Source organism: Streptomyces sp. NPDC053542, from assembly GCF_044544685.1.
In the GTDB taxonomy this organism is placed as follows: domain Bacteria; phylum Actinomycetota; class Actinomycetes; order Streptomycetales; family Streptomycetaceae; genus Streptomyces.
Map to the genome: position 1 here is coordinate 472,182 of NZ_JBITXL010000007.1, position 20,077 is coordinate 492,258.

14 protein-coding genes and 1 pseudogene are annotated in these 20,077 nt (G+C 74.7%); 9 read left to right on the forward strand and 6 right to left on the reverse strand.

Going from position 1 to position 20,077, the window contains the following annotated elements:
* The first annotated feature begins 1 nt into the window (after nt 1).
* The 6 genes from pcp (at nt 2) to ACIGXO_RS22570 (ending at nt 10,851) form a co-directional block, all read left to right on the forward strand.
* Nucleotides 2-646, forward strand: a complete 645-nt coding sequence (gene pcp, locus ACIGXO_RS22545; protein ID WP_399789584.1) for a pyroglutamyl-peptidase I — start codon at nt 2-4, stop codon at nt 644-646.
* Between the two features lie 56 nt (nt 647-702).
* Nucleotides 703-2,226 (forward strand): hypothetical protein, encoded by a 1,524-nt coding sequence (locus ACIGXO_RS22550; RefSeq protein ID WP_399789586.1) that lies wholly within the window; start codon nt 703-705, stop codon nt 2,224-2,226.
* A gap of 175 nt (nt 2,227-2,401) precedes the next feature.
* Complete coding sequence (locus tag ACIGXO_RS22555) at nt 2,402-3,337, forward strand: hypothetical protein (RefSeq protein WP_399789589.1); 936 nt, start codon at nt 2,402-2,404, stop codon at nt 3,335-3,337.
* An 84-nt stretch (nt 3,338-3,421) separates the two neighbouring features.
* Nucleotides 3,422-8,668, forward strand: coding sequence for a hypothetical protein (locus ACIGXO_RS22560; RefSeq protein ID WP_399789591.1), 5,247 nt, complete (start codon nt 3,422-3,424; stop codon nt 8,666-8,668).
* Between the two features lie 57 nt (nt 8,669-8,725).
* Nucleotides 8,726-10,171, forward strand: coding sequence for a sensor histidine kinase (locus ACIGXO_RS22565; RefSeq protein ID WP_399789594.1), 1,446 nt, complete (start codon nt 8,726-8,728; stop codon nt 10,169-10,171).
* On the forward strand, nt 10,168-10,851 hold the full coding sequence (locus ACIGXO_RS22570; protein WP_399789597.1) for a response regulator: 684 nt from the start codon (nt 10,168-10,170) through the stop codon (nt 10,849-10,851). The genes ACIGXO_RS22565 and ACIGXO_RS22570 overlap by 4 nt, the downstream gene beginning before the upstream one ends.
* A 42-nt stretch (nt 10,852-10,893) precedes the next feature.
* Here ACIGXO_RS22570 and ACIGXO_RS22575 read toward each other — a convergent pair.
* The 4 genes and pseudogenes from ACIGXO_RS22575 to ACIGXO_RS22590 all read right to left on the reverse strand — a co-directional run.
* A pseudogene (locus tag ACIGXO_RS22575) lies at nt 10,894-11,541 on the reverse strand (phosphatase PAP2 family protein); the annotation flags it as partial.
* A 109-nt stretch (nt 11,542-11,650) separates the two neighbouring features.
* Entirely contained in the window at nt 11,651-12,736 is a 1,086-nt protein-coding gene (locus ACIGXO_RS22580; protein ID WP_399789600.1) for an S-(hydroxymethyl)mycothiol dehydrogenase, read from the reverse strand.
* A gap of 234 nt (nt 12,737-12,970) precedes the next feature.
* On the reverse strand, nt 12,971-13,789 hold the full coding sequence (locus tag ACIGXO_RS22585) for an IclR family transcriptional regulator (RefSeq protein WP_399789603.1): 819 nt from the start codon (nt 13,787-13,789) through the stop codon (nt 12,971-12,973).
* A 249-nt stretch (nt 13,790-14,038) separates the two neighbouring features.
* Nucleotides 14,039-14,497, reverse strand: a complete 459-nt coding sequence (locus tag ACIGXO_RS22590; RefSeq protein ID WP_399789606.1) for a hypothetical protein — start codon at nt 14,495-14,497, stop codon at nt 14,039-14,041.
* A 269-nt stretch (nt 14,498-14,766) separates the two neighbouring features.
* On the opposite strand from ACIGXO_RS22590, the gene ACIGXO_RS22595 reads away from it, so the two are divergent.
* From ACIGXO_RS22595 to ACIGXO_RS22605, 3 genes are read left to right on the forward strand one after another with little or no spacing between them, the layout of a single operon-like run.
* Entirely contained in the window at nt 14,767-17,430 is a 2,664-nt protein-coding gene (locus ACIGXO_RS22595) for a nitrate- and nitrite sensing domain-containing protein (RefSeq protein WP_399789609.1), read from the forward strand.
* On the forward strand, nt 17,427-17,861 hold the full coding sequence (locus ACIGXO_RS22600) for a roadblock/LC7 domain-containing protein (RefSeq protein WP_399789612.1): 435 nt from the start codon (nt 17,427-17,429) through the stop codon (nt 17,859-17,861). Before ACIGXO_RS22595 ends, ACIGXO_RS22600 begins: the two co-directional genes overlap by 4 nt.
* 19 nt (nt 17,862-17,880) lie before the next feature.
* Nucleotides 17,881-18,291, forward strand: a complete 411-nt coding sequence (locus ACIGXO_RS22605) for a DUF742 domain-containing protein (RefSeq protein WP_399789615.1) — start codon at nt 17,881-17,883, stop codon at nt 18,289-18,291.
* An 88-nt stretch (nt 18,292-18,379) separates the two neighbouring features.
* Here ACIGXO_RS22605 and ACIGXO_RS22610 read toward each other — a convergent pair whose 3' ends face one another.
* A complete protein-coding gene (locus tag ACIGXO_RS22610; RefSeq protein WP_399789618.1) occupies nt 18,380-19,153 on the reverse strand; it encodes a sulfite exporter TauE/SafE family protein in 774 nt (257 codons plus the stop codon).
* Nucleotides 19,150-19,944, reverse strand: a complete 795-nt coding sequence (locus ACIGXO_RS22615) for a GntR family transcriptional regulator (RefSeq protein ID WP_399789621.1) — start codon at nt 19,942-19,944, stop codon at nt 19,150-19,152. The genes ACIGXO_RS22610 and ACIGXO_RS22615 overlap by 4 nt, the downstream gene beginning before the upstream one ends.
* Nucleotides 19,945-20,077: the final 133 nt, after the last annotated feature.

The window sequence follows — 20,077 nt, forward strand, 5'->3', positions numbered from 1 at the left end:
CATGACACGGGTACTTCTGACGGGTTTCGCCCCCTTCGACGGGGAGCGCGTCAACCCCTCCTGGCAGGCCGTCCAGGCCGTCGCGGCCGACCCGCCGCCCGGCTACGAGATCGCGACCGCCGAACTGCCCTGCGTCTTCGGTGCGGCGAACGACGCGCTCCGTAAGGCCGTCGCGGACGCCGACCCCGAGATCGTGCTCTGCGTCGGCCAGGCCGGCGGCCGCCCGGACGTCACCGTCGAGCGGGTGGCCATCAACATCGATGACGCGCGCATTCCCGACAATTCGGGTGCGCAGCCCATTGATGTACCGATCGTCGAGGACGGCCCCGCCGCGTATTTCGCCACGCTCCCGGTCAAGGCGTGCGTCGCCGCCGTGCGGGAGGCCGGGCTCCCCGCCTCGGTCTCGCAGACCGCGGGCACCTTCGTCTGCAACCACGTCTTCTACGGGCTGATGCACCTCGTCGCCACCGAACGCCCCGCCGTGCGCGGCGGCTTCGTGCACGTCCCGTACGCTCCTGGGCAGGTCACCGACCAGGGCAAGCCGTCACTGCCGGTCACCTCCGTCGCCGAGGCGCTGCGCGTGATCATGATCACGGCGGCGGGGCGCGAAGAGGACATCAAGGCCGTGGGCGGCGCCACGCACTGACCTGCGAGGCCGTGCCGTTTCGTCCGTTGTCAGTGCGACGGCCTAATCTGTTCACCGTGACTTCTCCATCCCCCCAGAGCGCTGCGTCCCAGTTCAGCGGGGTGACGCGGCCCGCGCCGGGCCCGGCGGCCGACGAGGGCCTGGCCCGGCGGCTGCGCGCGCTCGCGTGCACGGCCCCGCTGCACGACCTCGACGCGCGCAAGGCCAACCTCGCGGGGGAGTACGGCGTCTACGCCATGGCCGAGGTCGCCCTCGCCGCCATCGATCTCGTCACGCTCCACATGGACTTCGACACGGGCGCCGACCACGAACAGATAGTGGCCAGGCTGCTGCCCCGCATCGCGGCCCAGGCCCCGCGCCGCCCCGCGGCGGAGCACGAGCGCGTCGCCCGCTGGGTCCTGGAGAACCTGATCAACGTCGGCAGCGTGGACCGCGGCTTCCGCGCCGTCTACGGCACGTTCTCCGCCGAGGGCGACTACGTCCGCAGGGACTACGACTTCAAGCTCATCGAGGAGGTCCCGGGCCCCGGCGGCACGGTCTACCTCCGTACCACCGACGAAGCGGTCAACGTCCTGGTGGGCGCGCTGGACACGGACGTCACCAGCGCCCAGATCGCCGCCGAGGTCAAGCTCGAGGTGCTCATCAGCCGCGGCCGCCTCGCCGACGCCCAGCTCGCCGCCGAGCAGGCCCGGTACCGCACGGTGCAGTACGCCGAAACGCTCCGCAAGACCCTCGACGCCACCCGGCGCAACGTCCGCGCGGTCGACTGGCTGCGCGCCGTCCCCGACATGATCACCGAGGCGCTCGACCACGTGGCGGACCGGTACCGCCACGAGAACGCCATCCTGACCAACATCCGCCGCGCCCGCGACGAGGCCGAGGGACCCGAGCACAAGAGGCGCGCCGCCGAGCTCGTCGACATCGTCAAGGACTGCATCCGCCGCCACACCCAGCTGCAGTCCCGCCTCCTGGAAGCGGGCCCGCTCTTCCGCGCCGAGCAGGACCGCCAGGCGTTCGCGCCGCCCGCCGCGCACGCCGGACTCGACCTGTACGGCCAGCTCGTCGCCCCCGTACTGCCGCTCCCCGTCGAGCAGTCCACCCGGGTCACCGACGCCTTCTTCGCCAAGGGCACCGGCCTGCGCACGCCCACCGCCGTCCGGGTCGGCGACCTGGTCGAGATGCTGCTCAGCCCGCCCCAGGAGCGCGCACATCTGGGCGCCGAGATGCCCGAGCCCGACCTGATCGCCACGCCCGACGACAGCCGGTTCAGCGAGGAGCAGCTGGACGCCGCGACCGCGCTGCTCACGCTGCCCCCGGACGCGCCGCGCCGGCTCTCCGGACTGCTCGCCGAAGCGCGCCGCCAGGACCCCGAACTGCCGTACCTGGTCGCGCTGATGGCCGTGCACGCCGCCAGCCCGCCGGTCGGCACGGCCTACCGCCAGGGCGAGGAGAATCTGCTGTTCGCCGTGGACGACGGTACGGAGCTGGTCGACCCGGAGTTCGGCGGCGCCGACCTGATCGTGGGCACCGCCCTGCTGGACGCGGCCGGCATGGCCGCCGAGCGGTCGGAGGTGGCGTGATGCCGGGAGCCGTGGACGCCGCGCGCGTCGGAGCGCCGGCCGGGACCACGACGGCGGCCCGCCCCGTGGCGCAGCCCGCAGCCGTGCACGCCACCCGCCCCAAAGCGCCCGCCGCAGCGGGGCTTGTGCAGGGGCGCAGCAGAGTTGAGACCGTGAGCCGCAAGGAGCCAGATTCGTGACCGAGTACGACGCCGACGACGCCGCGCGGCCGGACCCGACGGCCGCCGCGGGCGACGGCTGGGGTGTGCCCGCACCCGAGGCGGAGCCGCCCGCCAAGGGTCCCGCGCCGGTCACCCCCGCCGACGCGGCGGACGCCGCCCGCCTGGTCTCCTTCGGCCTCCAGCCCAAGCTGCTGCCGGCCCGCGACGTCGAGTACGGCGAGCTGCTGCGGCGCTATCGGGACGAGCCCGCCTTCGCGCGGCTCACCGACGCCGTCGCCTCCGGGCTCGGCCTGGTCGTCCTGGAGGTCTCCACCCGCGCCGGAATGGCCGTCACCGCCGCCGAGGACTCCGTCTTCGCGGTCCGCATGGGCGACTACGCGCGCCGCGCCTCCACGGACTCGGGCGACCGCTTCCTGCACGGCCTCGCGCATCTGGCCGTCGCCGCGATGGCCTTCCCGCGCCCCGAGGACCTCGCCGACGACGGCTACATCGGCCGCATCACCGTCAACGGAGTGGACGCCTTCGTCCGCCAGGCGTGCCGCCGCCTGGAGGAGCGCGCCGCCGAGGCCGGCGAGAACACCGACCCCACCAGCGGCGCGCCCGGCCTGGAGGCGTCCTGGCGGGTCTACGCCCGGCGCAGCTCGACGGGCGCCACGAAGGACGCGCGCCGGCTGGCGGGTTCGACTACCGGCATCATCGCCAAGGCCGTCTCCTTCCTCGTCGACTCCGGCTTCCTGCAGCGCACCGGGGACGACGCCGGAGGCGCGTACCGCACCACCGCCCGGTATCAGCTCCAGGTGCGCGACATGGCGGGTACGGCCGCCATGGCCGAGCTGCTGGAGCTGGGCGTCGTCCCGATAGCGGACGGCAGCGCCTCGCTGCTGCCCGCGGAGGACACCGACGACCTGGACCTGGTCGCCGACGCGGGACTGCCCTTCCACTCGGGCTGACCCCGCCTCCGTACTCCTGAATCCACGGCCGGCCCGCCGGCCGGCCACCACCGATCACCATCACCACAACGAGAGTCCGCCGCTATGTACGAGCTGTCCCGGGTTCGCCTCTACTCCATCGGGCCCGCCGGTGCGCGCTACGCCGACACGGTCCTGGACCTGCGCGGAGTCGGTGAGCCGGTGCCCCGGCCGGCCCCGGCGCAGGCGGACTTCTTCGAGGAGGAGCCGGTCGGCCCGCCGCGCCGCCCGGCCCCCGCCGGCGTGCTCTTCCTGGAGAACGGCGGCGGCAAGTCCGTACTGCTCAAGCTGATCTTCTCGGTCATGCTGCCCGGCCACCGCAACACCCTCGGCGGCGCCAGCTCCGGTGTGCTGCGCAAGTTCCTGCTCGCCGACGACTGCGGTCACGTCGCGCTGGAGTGGCAGCACACGCTGACCGGCGAGACCGTCGTGGTCGGCAAGGTCAGCGAGTGGCGCGGCCGCCAGGTCTCCAACGACCCGCGGAAGTTCGCCGAGGCGTGGTACAGCTTCCGCCCGGGCCCCGGGATGAGCCTGGACTCGCTCCCCGTGGCCGAGTCCACCGCCGTCCGCCCGATCGTCGAGGGCGCGTCCGGTGCGCAGGGCCGCCGCCGCACGATGAAGGGCTTCCGCGACGCCCTCACCGAGGCCGGCAAGAACTACCCCAACCTCGACGTGGCCTGGGTCGAGATCCACGAGCGCTGGAACGAACACCTGGGCGAGCTGGGCCTGGACCCCGAACTGTTCCGGTACCAGCGCGAGATGAACGCCGACGAGGGCGAGGCGGCCGGCCTCTTCGCCGTCAAGAACGACTCCGACTTCACCGACCTGCTGCTGCGCGCGGTCACCGACACCCGCGATACCGACGGCCTCGCCGACCTCGTGCACGGCTTCGCGCACAAGCTCGGCCGGCGCGCCGAGCTGACGGCCGAGCGCGACTTCACCGCCGGTTCCCTCGACCTCCTCTCGAAGATCGCCGAGAACGCCGAACACCGGGAGCGCGCACGGGAGGTGCACGCCGGGGCCGAGCGCCGCACGCGCCACCTCGCGCAGCGGCTGCACGCCCGCGCCACCGAGGAGCGCGGCCGCGCCGCCGAACTGGCCGAGCAGGTCGCCGCCGCCTCCCGCACCGTCACCGAGGCCGAGGCCACCCGCGAGCGCCGCTCGCTCATCTCCGCCGAGATCGCCTACCGGCACGCCTCCCTCGCGCTGGCCGCCGCCGAGAAGGGCGCCGCGGCCCAGCGCCGCGAGCTGAACGACGCCCGTACGTTGCACGCCGCCTGGCAGGCCGCCGAGACCGTCCTGCGGCACCGCGCGGCCGCCGACCGCTCGGCGCGCGTCGCCGCCGCGATCCAGGAGGCCGAGCGGGACGCCGCGCCCGCGCTCGCCGCCCGCAGCAAGGCCGCCGCCGACCTCGTACGGGCGCTGCACGCCGCCGCTACGGAGGCCGAGACCTGGGCCAACCAGGAGGAGGAGCGGTCCGCCGCCCTCCAGGAGACGGGCGAGTCGGCGCATCGTGACGCGACCGCCGCCGCGACCGCCGCTCAGCGCGCCCGCAGCGAGACCGAGCACCTCAAGCAGCGGCTGGCCGAGGTCGAGCAGGAGACGGCGGAGGCGGTACGGGCCGGCTGGCTGGACGACACCGCCCCGGACGCCGACCCGGCACGCGCCGCGCTCGCCGCCACGGACGCGGAGAAGGCCGCGGTCGAGTCCTGGGACACCGCCCGGGAGGCGGCCCGGCAGACCGCCGACCGCGCCAAGGAGGCCGCGGCCCGCCAGTCCCGCGCCGAACTGGCCGCGGCCCGCGCGGAGGACGCCGCGCTCGCGGCGGAGCGCGCGTACGACGCGGAGCGCCGCGCCGCCGAGTCCATCGGCGCGGAACCGCGGCTCGCGGAGCTGCTGGGCATGGAGTCGGCCCCGGACGCGGTCGCGCCGGGCCTTCCGGGGCAGCGCGGCGGCGGCCGCCCGCTCGCCGCGGAGGCCCAGCAGCCGCTGCGGGTGACGGTCCGGCTGGACGACGAGGAGGCGGCGCTCGCGGACGACGGCGAGCCGGACGACGGGTACTTCGCCGGGCCCGTCACAGGCGGCGGCGTGCCCGTAGAGGCGCGCCCCGCGGCCCCTGAAGAGACCACCGCCGCCACCGGGGACGCGATGTCCGTACGGGGCGAGTCGTGGGCGTCGGGCGTCGTGGGGCCCGGCGCGTCCGAGGAGGCGGATGTTCCTGAGGCCGACTCCCGGCCGGCAGGCGGACGTGGCACGTACGCGGCCGAGTCCGGCTCCCGGGACGAGGTCTCGGCACGGATCGACTCGGCCCCGGAGGGCGGTGACGCCCCGGCGGACCCGTCCGAGAGCGCGCGGTCCGAGGCCGCCGACGAGGCGCCGACGACCGAGGCCCCCGATGAGGCGCCGGATGCCGGTGCCCCGGACGCCGCGGTGTCCGCGGCGGACGAAGCCTGTCCCGATGACGACGGTGACGGCGGGACATCCGGTGCGGCCCCCGCCCGCCCCCGGCTCACCGGCGCCCGCGGCCCCCTCTCCGCCGAAGAGGTCGACCGGAACGCCGACGCGCTGCAGCAGCTGCTCGACGACAGCGTCAGCTCCGCCGAGCGCCAGCTCTTCGAGATGCGCACCGCCGCGGCCGACGACTCGCGCATTCTCGGCGCGCTCGGCGACGGCGGCCTGCTGCCGCCCGGCCCCGATGTCCTCGCGGCCGTCGAGTACTTGGGCGAGCACGGCGTCCCGGCCCTGCCCGGCTGGCGCTACCTCGCCCAGGCAGTCGACCCCGTCGACCACGCCCGCGTGCTCGCCGCCCGGCCCGAGCTGGTCGACGGCGTGATCATCACCGACCCCGACACCCACGCGCGCGCCCGCGACGTGCTGGCGCAGGCGGCCCTGCTGCCGCGCTCCGCCGTCGCCGTCGGCACGGCGGCGGCCCTGCTCGCGCCCACCCCGTCGCCGGACGCCCAGGACACCGGCGTCTTCCTCGTCCCGCCGAACCCGGCGATGCACGACGAGTCGGCCGCCGACGAGGAGCGGCAGGCGCTGCGTGCCCGCGCCGCGGCCCGCGACGAGGAGATCCGCCGGCTCGCGGCCCGGCTCTCCGCCGACCGCGCGCTCGCCGCCCGGCTGTCCTCCTGGCGTACGGGCTGCCCGGCCGGCCGGCTCGCCGAGCTGGCGGCCGCGGCCGAGGAGACGCGTACGACGGCCGACGCCGCCGCCGAGGAGCTGGCGGAGTCCCGTACGGCACGCGCCGAGGCGGACGAGGCGGCGGCCGAGGCCGCGCGCGTCCGGGACGAGCGGGGCGAGGCCGCGCAGCGCGCCCGCCGGGTCGCCGACGCGCTGGCCGGCCTCGCCTACCGGCTGCGTGAGCGCGCCGCCTGGCAGACCAAGCTGCGTGAACTGGCCGACGAGAGCGCGGAGTACGAGGCGCGCGCCGAGGAGTGCGTCGACCGGGCCCGCGCCGCCGACGAGGACCGCCGCGCGGCCCAGCGCGCCGCCGACGACGCCCGCCGCACCGCCCGCGCGCTGCGTGCCGAGCGCGCCGAGATCGCCGGTGTGCCGGACGACCTGGGCGAGGAGGAGGCCCCGCCGGAGTCCTCGCTGCCCACCCTGCGCGAGGCGTACCGTGCGGCGTCCCAGCTGTACGAGAAGGTCGGCGTCGGCGCCGATCTGCGGGCCGAGCAGGCCCGCGCCGAGGGCGACGAGAGCAACGCGCGCAACGAACTGGACCGGCTCACCAACAAGGTCCGTACCCGCGCCGAGACGCTGCTGCAGAGCCCGGACGCGGCCGACGGCCCGTCCCGGCAGGCCGCCGCGGCCCGCGCCGAGGAGCTGGTCGCGATGCTGGAGTCGCGCGCCTCCGCGGCCAGTGAGCAGCTGGGCCGGCTGCGCGGTGAGACGGAGCGGCTGGCGCCGCCCGAGGGCGTCGAGGCCCACACCGAGCTGCCCGAGGAGCTGGTCCCGGCCGACGCCGAGCGCGCCAAGGAGCTGCTCCGCAGCGCCAACGCCGAACTGGCCACCGCCACCGACGCGCTGGAGACCGCCCGCGCCACCCACGCCGAGCTGCTGCGCAGCCACCGCGCCGCCGAGGACGCGGCCGGCGGCTTCGACGAGACCGCCGCGATGCTGCGTGACATCCTCCGCGACAACGGCGCGGAGGAGGAGCAGGAGGCGCCCGAGCCGTACCGCGGCCGCCTGGAGGAGGCCCGGCAGGCCGCCGCCGAGGCCCGCCGCTCACTGCGCGGCTGCGCGAGCGATCTGTCGGCAGCCGATGCGGCGGTCCGCGAGGCGAGCGACGTCCTCGTACGGCACGCCAACTCCACGCGGTACGAGATGGTCAAGACCCCGGCCCGGCAGCAGATCCGCGAGCTGCCCGCCGCGGCGCTGCCGGACCACGCCGCGAAGTGGGCCGAGGCGTTCGCGCCCCGGCTGCGGGTGCTCACCGACGAGCTGGCGCAGCTGGAGCGCAACCGCGACAGCATCGTCGACCGGCTGCGCGGCCTGGTGGAGTCCTCGCTGGCCACGCTGCGTTCGGCACAGCGGCTCTCCCGGCTGCCCGAGGGGCTGGGGGAGTGGTCGGGCCAGGAGTTCCTGCGCATCCGCTTCGACGACCCGGACCAGGCCACGCTCACCGAGCGGCTCGGTGAGGTCATCGACGAGGCGACCCGCGCGGCCGTCAAGCGCAACAGCGACCTGCGCCGCGACGGCATGTCCCTGCTGCTGCGCGGCGTCGCGGCGGGGCTCCAGCCGCGCGGCGTGGCCGTGGAGATCCTCAAGCCGGACGCGGTACTGCGCGCCGAGCGCGTCCCCGTCGGGCAGATGGGCGACGTCTTCTCCGGCGGCCAGCTGCTCACGGCAGCCATCGCCCTGTACTGCACGATGGCGGCGCTGCGCAGCAACGACCGCGGCCGCGACAAGCAGCGGCACGCCGGCACGCTGTTCCTGGACAACCCCATCGGCCGCGCCAACGCCACGTATCTGCTGGAGCTCCAGCGGGCCGTCGCCGACGCGCTCGGCGTCCAGCTGCTCTACACCACCGGCCTGTTCGACACCACGGCTCTCGCCGAGTTCCCGCTGGTCATCCGCCTGCGCAACGACGCGGACCTGCGCGCGGGCCTGAAGTACATCAGCGTCGAGGAACACCTCCGCCCCGGCCTCCCGCAGCAGCGGCCCGACTCGGAGACGATCCACGGCGAGATCACGGCGACGCGGATGTTCAAGCGGCCGGAGGAACAGGAGACCCCACGCGTGCCGCAGGCCGACCGGACGTCGAAGAACGGCCCGGCGACGCCGGATCCGGGGGAGACGGAGCAGTAACGCGCGGCGCCCTTCGTATGGTGGTGCTCCGAGTCGGGCGAGCACTGGGGTGGGGCCGTGGCGACGGAAGAGACGGGGGCCGCGGGGGGCCGGTGGGTCCCCGAGCCGGGGCAGCTGCTGCTCGCGGGCGCCGTGGCAGCGGCCGGCCTGGGCGTCGTGAGCCTGTGGTGGGCGCTGCCGGCCGCGGTCTGCGCGTTTCTGGCGGGGGGTCGGCCCGGCCGGACGCGCCCCGTGGCGACGGTCCTGGTCGCGGCGCTGGCGGCCGGGGTACTGGCCGTTTCGGTGGAGCCCACGTGGATCTCGCGGGGGAGCCGGTACGTGGCCGTCGTGGCCGGTGCCGTCATGCTGCCCTGGTTCGTGGGCCGGTTCCGACGGCAGTACCGCGACCTCGTGCGGGCCGGATGGGAGCGCGCCGCGCAACTGGAGCGCGAACAGCAGCTCGTCGCGGAGCAGGCCAGGTTGCGTGAACGGGCCCGCATCGCGCAGGACATGCACGACGTGCTCGGCCACGATCTCAGCCTGATCGCGCTCTCGGCCGGCGCGCTGAAGCTCGCACCCGGTCTGACGGACACCCACCGGGCGGCCGCCCAGGACATCAGGGCCAGGGCGGCGACCGCCGTCGAGCGGCTCGGCGAGGTGGTCGGCGTCCTGCGGCAGGAGGCCGGGGAGGCACCGGCGAGGCCCGGCGACGCGGGCGTCGCGGACCTCGTCGACCAGGCGTCGGCGTCCGGCCTGGCGGTCGAACTGCATACCGTCGGCGCCGCGGACGGCCTGCCGGCGATGGCCGAGCGGGCCGTGCACCGCGTCGTACAGGAAGCACTGACCAACATCGCCAAGCACGCGCCGCACTCGACGGCGACCGTCCGCCTCCGGCACCTGGCCACGGAGACCGAGGTGCGGGTGGAGAACGGCCCGGTACCCGCCGCCGCCCAGGACCGGCCCCAGGGCGCGGGCTCCGGGCTCATCGGGCTGGACGAACGGGTGAGGCTGGCCGGGGGCACCTTCACGTACGGCCCCACAGAGCACGGCTTCGCCGTTCTCGCCAGGTTCCCGCACGCCGCGCCGGCCCGGCCGCTCCGGGACGACACACCCGCCGCCGGTGCTTCGTACGGCGCCGTTCCGGAGGAACACCGGCGCGCGCACCGCCGATTGGGCCGCACGCTGGCCGCCGCGGTCATGGTTCCGCTGGTCACGGCCGCCCTGCTGATGGGTTCGCTGCGCGTGTGGGACATGCTGACGGCCCGCGAATCGGTACTGGCCGCCGACGACTTCGCCCGGCTGCGGCCCGGGCAGTCCCGTGCCGACGTGGCGCGGTACCTGCCCGCCCGCGAGACGGCCCACCGGCCGGCCGCCGCCGAATCCGGGGGCCGGGGCACGGCGTGCGAGTATTACGCGATGACCGCTGATCCCTTCGACGACCGGTCGGGCGACGTCTACCGACTGTGCTTCCGGGCGGACACCCTGGTCTCCGCCGACGCCTTCACCGGGGCGGCCGTCCGATGATCCGGATTCTGGTCGCCGACGACGAGCCGATGATCCGCGCGGGCGTCCGGGCCGTGCTGTCCCACGCCCCCGACATCGCCGTCGTCGCCGAGGCCGGCGACGGGCACCAGGCGATCGATCTGGTCCAGCGCCACCGCCCCCAGGTGGCCGTGCTCGACATCCGCATGCCGGGCCTGGGCGGCATCGAGGCCGCCGCGGAGATCCGCAGGACGGTACCGGACACCGGCATCGTGATGCTGACGACCTTCGGCGAGGACGACTACATCCTCCAGGCACTGGGCGGCGGGGCCACGGGCTTCCTCCTCAAGTCCGGGGAGCCCGAGGAGTTGATCGCGGGCGTCCGGGCGGTGGCCGACGGCGCCGCCTACCTGTCACCGAAGGTCGCGGCGCGGGTCGTCGCCCATCTCGCGGCCGGCGGCGCGGGCGCCCTGGCCGGTCGCCGCCGTGCTGTCCGCGCGCGGATCGACGCGCTCACCGCCCGGGAGCGGGAGGTACTGGCGTTTCTCGGCAGCGGGCTGTCCAACGGTCAGATCGCCCGCCGGCTGCGCATCGCGGAGGGCACCGTCAAGGCCCACGTCAGCTCGATACTGGCCGGCCTGGGGGTCGACAACCGAGCGGCGGCGGCCGTCGCCGCCCATGAAGCCGGACTGGCCCGGCCGCCGATGCCCGAACAGCAGTGACGCCGCGCGTGCCGCCGGGCCCATGACGAGGAGCGGCAGCACCACGGCGGCGGTGGCGCCGAGGAGCGCGCCGGCGAGTACGTCGTGCGGGTAGTGGACCCCCACCGCCACCCGGAGCAGCGCCGCTGCCCCGGCCAGCGGCAGCGTGACCGCGGCGAGCCGGGGCCGCAGCAGCGCCAGCCCGACGGCCAGCGCGGTGGCCAGGGTGGCGTGGTTGCTCGGGAAGGACCAGTCACCGACCTCGGGGCACCGCGCGAGTGCCACGGCTCCCCGTAGCGCCCGGCAGGGCCGTTCCTCGTCCACGGCCAGCTTCACCGCCTCACTGAGCGCATAGGCGGCCACGGTGCCGGCGCCGATCAGGGCGGCTCCTGCGACCCCGCGGGCATCCCTGCGCCGGAGGGCGGCCCAGCACACCCCGATGAGCAGCAGGCCGAGCACCAGCAGCGTTCCCTCGGTGGCCAGTTCGAGAGCGGAGGCCGCCCACGGGGGCGCTGCCGCCACCGTCTGCGTCACCGAGCGGTACGCCGACGCCGAGGCGCCGCCGGTGACGTGTACCGGGGCGGCCTCGCCCAGTCCGCCCGGAGACAGCAGGCCGATGCCGCCCGCACCCGCAGCGGTCAGCACCAACGCGATCAGTGAACGGCGGCCGAAGGAGCAGGAAAGAAAGGGGTAGGAAAGAGATGGTGTCATGGCCACTGACCGTAGGAACGGTCACGGTTGGTGGCCCGAGCCGAACGTCAGAGGCGGTGTACGACCATCGTCAGGGTTGACACCGGGCCCCCGGCCCCGGAACAGGGGCTCACAGCACCGCCACCGACCGCAGCACTTCCCCTCGTTGCAGCCGGGCGAAGGCGTGTTCCACGTCGTCCAGCGGGATCGTTTCGGAGACGAAGGCTTCCAGGTTGAGCTTCCCGCGCAGGTGGAGGTCGATCAGGACGGGGAAGTCGCGGGTGGGCAGGCAGTCGCCGTACCAGGAGGTCTTCAGCGCCCCGCCGCGGGAGAAGAGGTCGTGCAGCGGGAGGTCGACGTGCTGGTCGCGGTCGGGGATGCCGGCCTGGACCAGGACGCCTGCCAAGTCCCGCATGTCGAGGGCCTGGCGGAAGGTCTCCGGGGTGCCGACCGCGTCGATCGTGACGTCCGCGCCGTGGCCGCCGGTCAGCGTGCGGACCGCCGCGACGGCGTCGGTCCAGCGGGAGTTGACGGTGTCGGTGGCGCCGAAGCGTTCGGCGGCGTCCAGCTTGCGGGCGTCCACGTCCACCGCGATCACCCGGCGGGCGCCGGCCAGCGAGGCGCCGGCGATCGCGGCGTTGCCCACCCCGCCGCAGCCGATGACGGCCACGGTGTCGCCGTTGCCCACCCGGCCGGTGTACACCGCGGCGCCGTACCCGGCCATCACCCCGCAGCCGATCAGCCCGGCGGCCTCGGGGCGGGCCGACGGGTCGACCTTCACCGCCTGGCGCGCGTGGACCAGCGCCTTTTCGGCGAACGCGCCGATGCCGAGGGCGGGGGTGAGCGGGGTGCCGTCGAGCAGGGTCGGCGTGCGCCGCGCGGTACGGGAGTCGAAGCAGTACCAGGGGCGGCCGCGGCGACAGGAGCGGCAGGTGCCGCAGGGGGCCCGCCAGGCGAGCACCACGTAGTCGCCGGGGGCGAGTTCGCCGCAGCCCGGGCCGGTGGCCTCGACGACGCCGGCCGCCTCGTGGCCGAGCAGGTAGGGAAACTCCTCACCGGCCGCGCCGTCACGGGTGCGCAGGTCGGTGGGGCACACGCCGCACGCCTGGATCTGTACGAGCACTTCCCCCGGGCCCGGGTCGGGCACCAGGACCGGCAGGACCTCGACCGGCGCCCCCTTCTTCACGGCGATGGCGGCGCGGGCTTCGTGCGGCATGTCGTCACTCCTCGACAGCGCCTGCGGCGGAGGCTGGGGTGCCCGGTGCTTGTTGCCTATTGTGCGGCCTGTTGCACCATAGGAGACATGCTGGGATTTGCGCCGCGATCCGTCAAGGGGGTTCGACGCCCGCGCGCGGACCGATTTCGCGGCCGATTCCCCGGCCGCTGCTCAGCCCGCTTCGCCGTCGCTTTTCCGCTCGTTCCTCAGGCCGCGAAGCCCATGGCGCGGGTCTCAGGCCGCGAAGCCCATGGCGCGGGAGAGGTCGGCCGCCGCCTTCACGGCCCGCTCGGCGAGCTCCGGCAGCAGCTCCTGCTCCATTCGGTACGCCGGGCCGGACACGCCGATCGCGCCGATCACCGCGCCGTCGTGCGCCCGTACCGGCGCGGCCACGGCGTTCAGGCCGATCTCCAACTCCTCGGCCGTGCAGGCGTAACCAAGCTCCAGCGCGTCGGCCAGCTGTGCGCGCAGGGGCGCGGCGGTGAGGGTGTTCTCGGTGAAGCGGGGCAGCGAGCGGGCCAGCAGGCCGTCGCGGCGCTCCCGCGGCAGATGCGCGAGCAGCACCTTGCCGCTCGCGGTGGCGTGCAGCGGGGTGCGCCGGCCCAGCCAGTTGTACGCGGTGACCGCTGCCCCGCCGCGTGCCTGCATGATGTTGACTGCCGCGTCGCCGTCCAGTACCGCGATGTTGGCGGTCTCGCCGGTGTCCTCGGCCAGCGCGCGGCACACGGGGGCGCCCTCCTGCGAGATGTCCAGCCGGATCGCGGCGGCGCCCGCCAGCCGGAGCACGCCGGCGCCCAGGAAGTACTTGCCGCGCTCGCCTTCCTGTTCCACCAGTCCGCGGTTCTCCAGGACGCCGAGGATGCGGAAGGCGGTGGACTTGTGGACGCCCAGCTCCTCGGCCAGCTCGGTCACTTTGGCCTCGCCCAGCCGGGCCAGGCTCTCCAGCACACTCACCGCCCGGTCCACGGACTGGACGGAGCCGTTACCGCCGCGTGTGCTGTCGTCGGCTTCCTCGGTGGTCTCGTTGGCGCTCGTGTCGGTCGTTTTCGGCATGGGTCTCTGCGTCACCGCCCGTCGGCCCGGGGGCCAGTCGCCGGGAGCCCGTCCTGATCCGCTCCCGGATCTCGGTCTGTTGCGCTCTGCTGTTGCGCATCGCGCGGTGCGATGCGTGATAGGCAACGCCATCATACCGATCGGCGCCAAGGGAACCAGATGGTGAGCGCAACTTTTCGGAGTCCGGGCCTCCGGAAGGGGTTCCCGAAGGGTCTCAGGAAGAGGCTCGGCGCTACCCCGGGGAACCGGTCACGCGGCGGCCGAGCGCCGTTCCTGCCGGCGTGCGCGCCGCCGCTCCCGGCGCAGCGCCCTGGCCGTGCTGCTGGGTTGCGACTCCACGCCGTGCCGCTGGATCCACACCTGCCGGGTCACCCAGACATCCAGTACGCCCCAGGTCGCGACCACGGTCGAGGCGACCGTGCTGAGCACCGCGGGGAAGGCGAGCCAGGACCCGGCGAGCGTGCTGAGGAAGGCCACCATGGCCTGGACGAGCGTCAACGCCACGATGATGAGGGCCCGCACCGCGGCGGTACGCACCGGATCGGGCATACGGGGGCGGGCCGACGGCTCTTCCTGCCACAGCGTGCCGTCTCTGCCGAGGTCCATGAAGCCGTCACTCTCCCCGTACTTTCCCCGCCTGCCCGGCTGTTCGGTGACTGCCCGGATTTCCTCCGGTACATGCCGCCGTGCACCGTCACCGGGACTCATGGTCGCCCACCGCCGGCGCGGCGCGGACGGCGGGGGCCGGTTCTTTCCGGCCAACAGTCGTGGCCCGGAAGGGGGTGCGAGTGAGGTGGTGGAGACCACACGGGCGGGCGGGTTGTCCGGGAATCACCGGACAAGGGTGGCCATCCGGTCCTGACCTGCGGGCCGGTCCGTCGGACAGCTCTTAGAGTTGACCCCCCGACAGTAGTAGGCTCGCGCCGTTTGTTGACGGAACACCACCCCCGCGAGCCGGGGTTGACGTAGGGGAGGCCATGCGCTTTCGCGGGAAGTCCATCCGCCGGAAGATCGTGGCGTTGCTGCTCGTACCTCTGGTGTCCCTGACCGCCATGTGGGCCTTCGCCACGTACGTCACCGGCACCGAGGCCCGCCAGTTGCTGAAGGTCGCGGTCGTCGTCGACAAGGTCGGATACCCGACCGAGGACGCGGTACAGGCCCTGCAGAAGGAACGTCGCGCCACTCTCGTCTACCTCGCCGATCCGCGGATCGCGGGCTCGCTGACCGAGCTGCGCCGGCAGACCCTCGCCACCGACCGGGCCGTGGCCCGGCTGCGCGCCAACGCCAAGGGCTCCGACGTGCGCGAGGACCTCCTCGGGGGCGCGGGCTCGCGCCTGGAGACCGCCGTCAAGGGGTTCTCGCGCCTGGACGAGGTGCGCGACCAGGTGGAGAACAACACCCTCACCCGCCGCGAGGCGTTCGAGAAGTACAACGCCCTGGTCGACCCCTGCTACGTCTTCCTGGGCAGCATGCACTTCCTGCCCGACGCGAACATCTCCAAGCAGGGTGCCGCGCTGGTGGCGCTCACCCGCGGGCGCGAGGCGCTCTCGCGCGAGGACGCGCTGCTCAGCTCCGCGCTGGTGTCCGGCTCGATGTCCCGGCGTGAACTGCGGGACTTCTCCGACCGGGTGGCCGAGCGCAAGGTCCTGTACAAGACCAGCCTCACCGCGCTGCCCGCCGCCGAACGTGCCGTGTTCGAGGACTACTGGAACGACGCCAAGCCGCGCGAACTGGAAGCCTTCGAGGACGCGGTGATCGCGGCGGGGCCGTCCGGCGCCACCGGAGCCATCAACGCCGAGCGCTGGCACGCCACCGCGCAAAAGGTCCTCGGCGACCTGGACCGGATGGACAAGGAGGCGGGCGACCGCCTCGGGGACCGGGTCCAGCCCGCCGCGATGACCGTGCTCGCCAAGGCCGCGTTCGCCGGCGTCCTCGGCTTCGTCGCCCTGCTCGCCTCGATCATCGTCTCCTTCCGGCTCGGCCGCCGGCACGTGAAGGACCTCGGCCGGCTCCGCAAGGACGCGCACGAGGTGTCCGGTGTACGGCTGCCCAGCGTCATGCGCCGCCTCGCGGCAGGCGAACAGGTCGATGTGGAGACCGAGGCGCCGCGCCTGGAGTTCACCCAGGACGAGATGGGCCAGGTCGCGCAGGCGCTGCACACCCTCCAGCGGGCCGCGGTCGAGGCCGCCGTCAAGCAGGCCGACATGCGCCGCGGCGTCTCCGAGGTCTTCGTCAACCTGGCCCGCCGCAGCCAGGTCCTGCTGCACCGTCAGCTCACCCTCCTGGACGCCATGGAGCGCCGTACGGAGGACGCCGACGAGCTGGCCGACCTCTTCCGCCTGGACCACCTCACCACCCGTATGCGGCGGCACGCCGAGGGCCTGGTCATCTTGTCCGGCGCCGCGCCGTCCCGGCAGTGGCGCAAGCCCGTCCAGCTCATGGACGTCGTACGGGCCGCGGTCTCCGAGGTCGAGGACTACGAGCGCATCGAGGTGCGCAGGCTGCCGCGGCTCGCGGTGGACGGCCCGGCCGTCTCCGACCTCACCCACCTCATCGCCGAACTACTGGAGAACGCCACCGTCTTCTCGCCGCCGCACACCGCGGTGCAGGTGGTCGGCGAGCGGGTCGCCAACGGCTTCACCCTGGAGATCCACGACCGCGGCCTGGGCATGGCGTCCGACGCGCTCCTGGACGCCAACCTCCGGCTCGCCGAGACCCCCGAGTTCGAGCTGTCCGACACCGACCGGCTCGGCCTGTTCGTGGTCAGCCGGCTGGCCCAGCGGCAGGGCGTACGCGTCTCGCTGCAGCCCTCGCCGTTCGGCGGGACCACCGCGGTCGTCTTCATCCCCGGCACGCTGCTGACCGAGAGCCCCGACGGGCGCACGGAGGGCGGCCGCGACGAGGACACCGGCTCGATGCTGCGTCGCGCGGCGGCCGACGCGGCGCGTGGCGGGTCGCTGTCCGCGCTCGCCCAGGTGCCGGTGCCGCTGCCGCAGCGCGGCGCACCGGACGCGGCGGAGCGGGCCGCCGAGGAGGACGAGAGCGTCTACCGCGGCCCCCGCAGACAGCGGCGTACCGAGGACGGCCGCCCCGCGCTGCCGACCGGTCCGGTGCCCGCCGAGCGCGTGGAGCACGAGCCGGCCGCCGAACCGCCCCCGGGCGGCGGCCCCGCGCCGCTGCCGCGCCGCCGCCGCTCCCCGGTCCTGGTCAGGGACCACGGGCGGCCGGTGGAGGGCGCGGAGGCACGTGGCGAGGAGCGGCCTGCCGCGGAGGTACGTGGTCAGGAGCGGCCCGTAGAGCGCGCAGAGCCCGTGGAAACCGGAGAAGCGGCCCCGCCCGCCGGGAAGAGGCCGTCCGCCGCGGCGACCCCGCCCGCCCAAGAGGCGCAGCCCGCGCGGACCATGCCCGGTCTGCCCCGGCGGGTGCGACAGGCCAGCCTCGCACCCCAGCTCAAGACGTCGTCCGGCCGGCCGTCCGGCGCGGCGAACGAGGCCGCGGGCCCCGCGGCCGACCGCGACGCCGAGGACGTACGGTCCCGCATGGCATCGCTCCAGCGCGGCTGGCAGCGCGGCCGGCGTGAAGCCGGCGAAGACGGCAGCGCCACAGCACCGAGAAAGAACATGGGAGGGGACGGTCGATGACCGCACCGAAGGCAACAGCAGCCGGGACCGCAGGAAAGGGCTCGGGCGAACTGGGCTGGCTGCTCGACGAGCTGGTCGGCCGGGTGGGCTCCATCCGTGAGGCGCTCATCCTCTCCAGCGACGGCCTGGCCACCGGGGCCTCCGCCGACCTGCCCCGGGAGGACGCCGAGCACCTCGCCGCGGTCGCCTCCGGGTTCCACAGCCTGGCCAAGGGCGTCGGCCGGCACTTCGACGCGGGCCAGGTGCGGCAGACCATGGTCGAGCTGGACGAGGCGTTCCTCTTCGTGAGCGCCGCCGGCGACGGCAGCTGCCTGGCCGTGCTCGCCGACGCCGACGCCGATGTCGGTCTGATCGCGTACGAGATGACGCTGCTGGTCAAGCGCGTGGGTACGCACCTGGGTACGGCTCCCAGGACCGGTGGGCCCAGTTGAGGATGACGACGGTGACCGCATGAACCGAAAAGATCAGGCCGGGTCCGCAGCGGGCCCGGCCCGGTGGTTCGACGACGAGGCGGGCCCTGTCGTCCGTCCGTATGCCATGACCCGCGGCCGCACCGCCAGCGGCGCCGTCGCCCGGCTCGACCTGATCGCGCAGGTGATCGCGGAGAGCCGCGCCGACGAACCGGTCACCGATCAGTCCCTGTCGCCCGAACACCTCGACATCGTCGACCTCACCCGGGAGGCCCCGCTCTCCGTGGCCGAACTGGCCGCGGAGCTGGACCTGCCGGTCGGCGTGGTCCGGGTGTTCATCGGCGACCTGCTCGACGCGGAACTGGTCCGGGTCACCCGTCCCGTACCGCCCGCCGAACTCCCGGACGAGGACATCCTGCGCGAGGTCATCAATGGCCTGCGCGCTCTGTAAGAGCGCTTCGAGAGCCTGCGCCGCGGCGGCCCCCCGGGGCAGGCTCAGCCCCCTGTAGAGGCGCAGGCCCCCTACAGGGCCCGCGGTCTCAGCCCCCGTACAGCGCCAAGTACGGCGCCAGTGTGAACAGGGCCAGTACGAGGCACGCCTTGAGGGTGCGCGCGGGGAGCGCGCGGGCGAGGCGCCAGCCGATCAGTACGCCCGCGAGCTCCGGTGCGCCGACGAGCGCCGCCAGCGGCCAGTCCACCGCGCCGTGCGCCACATAGCCGAGCGTCCCCGCGGTCGCGATCACCACGGACTGGACCTGCGCGACGGCCAGCGCGGCCAGTACCGGCATCCGCAGCGCCACCAGCAGCGGCACGGTCAGCATCGGCCCGCCGACCCCGAACACCCCGCTCGCCACCGCGACACCGAAGCCGAGCGGTGCCGTCACCCGGGCCGAGGGGTACACCGCGTCCGTAGGCGCGGCGCGTCGCTCGCGGTACCACACCAGTGCCCCGACGAGCGCCACGAAGGCGCCCAGCAGCAGCCCGAAGGCGCGCCCGGAGACCAGGGTGTTGGCCAGGACGCCGAGCGGTGTGCCGAGCACCGCGGCGCCCGCCAGCACCCATGCCGTGCGCCGCGTGCGCGGCTCCCGCAGCTCACCGGAGCGCACGTACGCGGCCGTGCCCAGCATCCCGGTGGCGAGGTGCGTGACGATGGCGGTGCCCGCGACCTGGGCGGGGGAGAGGTCCGTCAGGACGAACAGGCCGACGGTCGCGAGCACTCCGCCCGGGCCCACGGCCGTGATGCCGACCCCGGCCGCCAGCCCGAAGAGCGCCAGGAGGAGCAGCGTCGTGGTGTCGGGCGCGAGGCCGGTCAACGCGCCTCCTTCGGGGCGGGCCCGCGGTGCAGCGTGGCATACAGGGCCAGCCGGTCGGCCCTGATGTGCAGCGACTCGGCGTCCACGGGGCGGCCGTCGGCGAGATGCGTGAGCCGTTCGATGGCGAAGACCGCGGCCCCCGCCTCCACGCCCAGCAGCGCCGCGGTGTCCGGCCCCGCGTTGACCGCGTGCACCGACACCTCGGCCCGGCCCAGCCGCTGCCCGGAGGTCTCCTCGATGAGCGCGAACAGGTCGCGGTGCGCGAGGTCGCAGCGGAGCAGCGGCATCCCGATGTCGGCCGTGAGGTAGGTGGTGTCCAGGGACAGCGGGAGGCCGCCCAGCCGGCGCAGCCGCTCGACGTGCACCGCGCTCTCCCCGGGGCGCAGCCCCAGCCGCTCCGCGATGGCCGCCGGGGGAGCGGGGACGGGGCGGGCGGCGCGTACCTCGTTGGTGACCGCGCCGTGTCCGGTCAGTGTCTCCGCCAGGCCCGCCAGCCGGTCCAGCCCGTGGCCGTACTTGGGCAGCACGACCGTCGTGCCCACGCCCTGTTTGCGGGTGATCAGCCCCTCGTTGCGCAGCAGCGCGAGCGCCTCCCGTACGGCGTTGCGCGACGCCCCGAGGTGCGCGCCCAACTCGCGTTCGCCGGGCAGCACGCCGTCCTCGTACGCGCCGCTGGTGATCCGCTGCCGGAGCACGTCGGCCAGCTGCCGGGCCCGCTCGGCGCGGGGCCGGGAGGACACCCAGGGCCCGCCGTCCCCGCCCTCCGCGCCCGGTGGTGCCGTCTCCCGCATCGCTGACTCCCTTCCGCGCCGCCCCGTCGTGCGCTGCCGCATCACCGGAGTCGCGCCCTCCGAAGCCGCCGACGGTACTCCCCGGGCGTTACGCCGGAGTTACGCCACCCAAGCTGACCTGCGTAAACGCTGG

Coding starts and splice junctions, on each gene's coding strand:
- pcp (WP_399789584.1), top strand. CDS start 2: ATGACACGGGTACTTCTGACGGGTTTCGCCCCCTTCGACGGGGAGCGC.
- ACIGXO_RS22560 (WP_399789591.1), top strand. CDS start 3,422: ATGTACGAGCTGTCCCGGGTTCGCCTCTACTCCATCGGGCCCGCCGGT.
- ACIGXO_RS22570 (WP_399789597.1), top strand. CDS start 10,168: ATGATCCGGATTCTGGTCGCCGACGACGAGCCGATGATCCGCGCGGGC.
- ACIGXO_RS22580 (WP_399789600.1), bottom strand. CDS start 12,736: ATGCCGCACGAAGCCCGCGCCGCCATCGCCGTGAAGAAGGGGGCGCCG.
- ACIGXO_RS22585 (WP_399789603.1), bottom strand. CDS start 13,789: ATGCCGAAAACGACCGACACGAGCGCCAACGAGACCACCGAGGAAGCC.
- ACIGXO_RS22590 (WP_399789606.1), bottom strand. CDS start 14,497: ATGAGTCCCGGTGACGGTGCACGGCGGCATGTACCGGAGGAAATCCGG.
- ACIGXO_RS22595 (WP_399789609.1), top strand. CDS start 14,767: ATGCGCTTTCGCGGGAAGTCCATCCGCCGGAAGATCGTGGCGTTGCTG.
- ACIGXO_RS22600 (WP_399789612.1), top strand. CDS start 17,427: ATGACCGCACCGAAGGCAACAGCAGCCGGGACCGCAGGAAAGGGCTCG.
- ACIGXO_RS22605 (WP_399789615.1), top strand. CDS start 17,881: ATGAACCGAAAAGATCAGGCCGGGTCCGCAGCGGGCCCGGCCCGGTGG.
- ACIGXO_RS22615 (WP_399789621.1), bottom strand. CDS start 19,944: ATGCGGGAGACGGCACCACCGGGCGCGGAGGGCGGGGACGGCGGGCCC.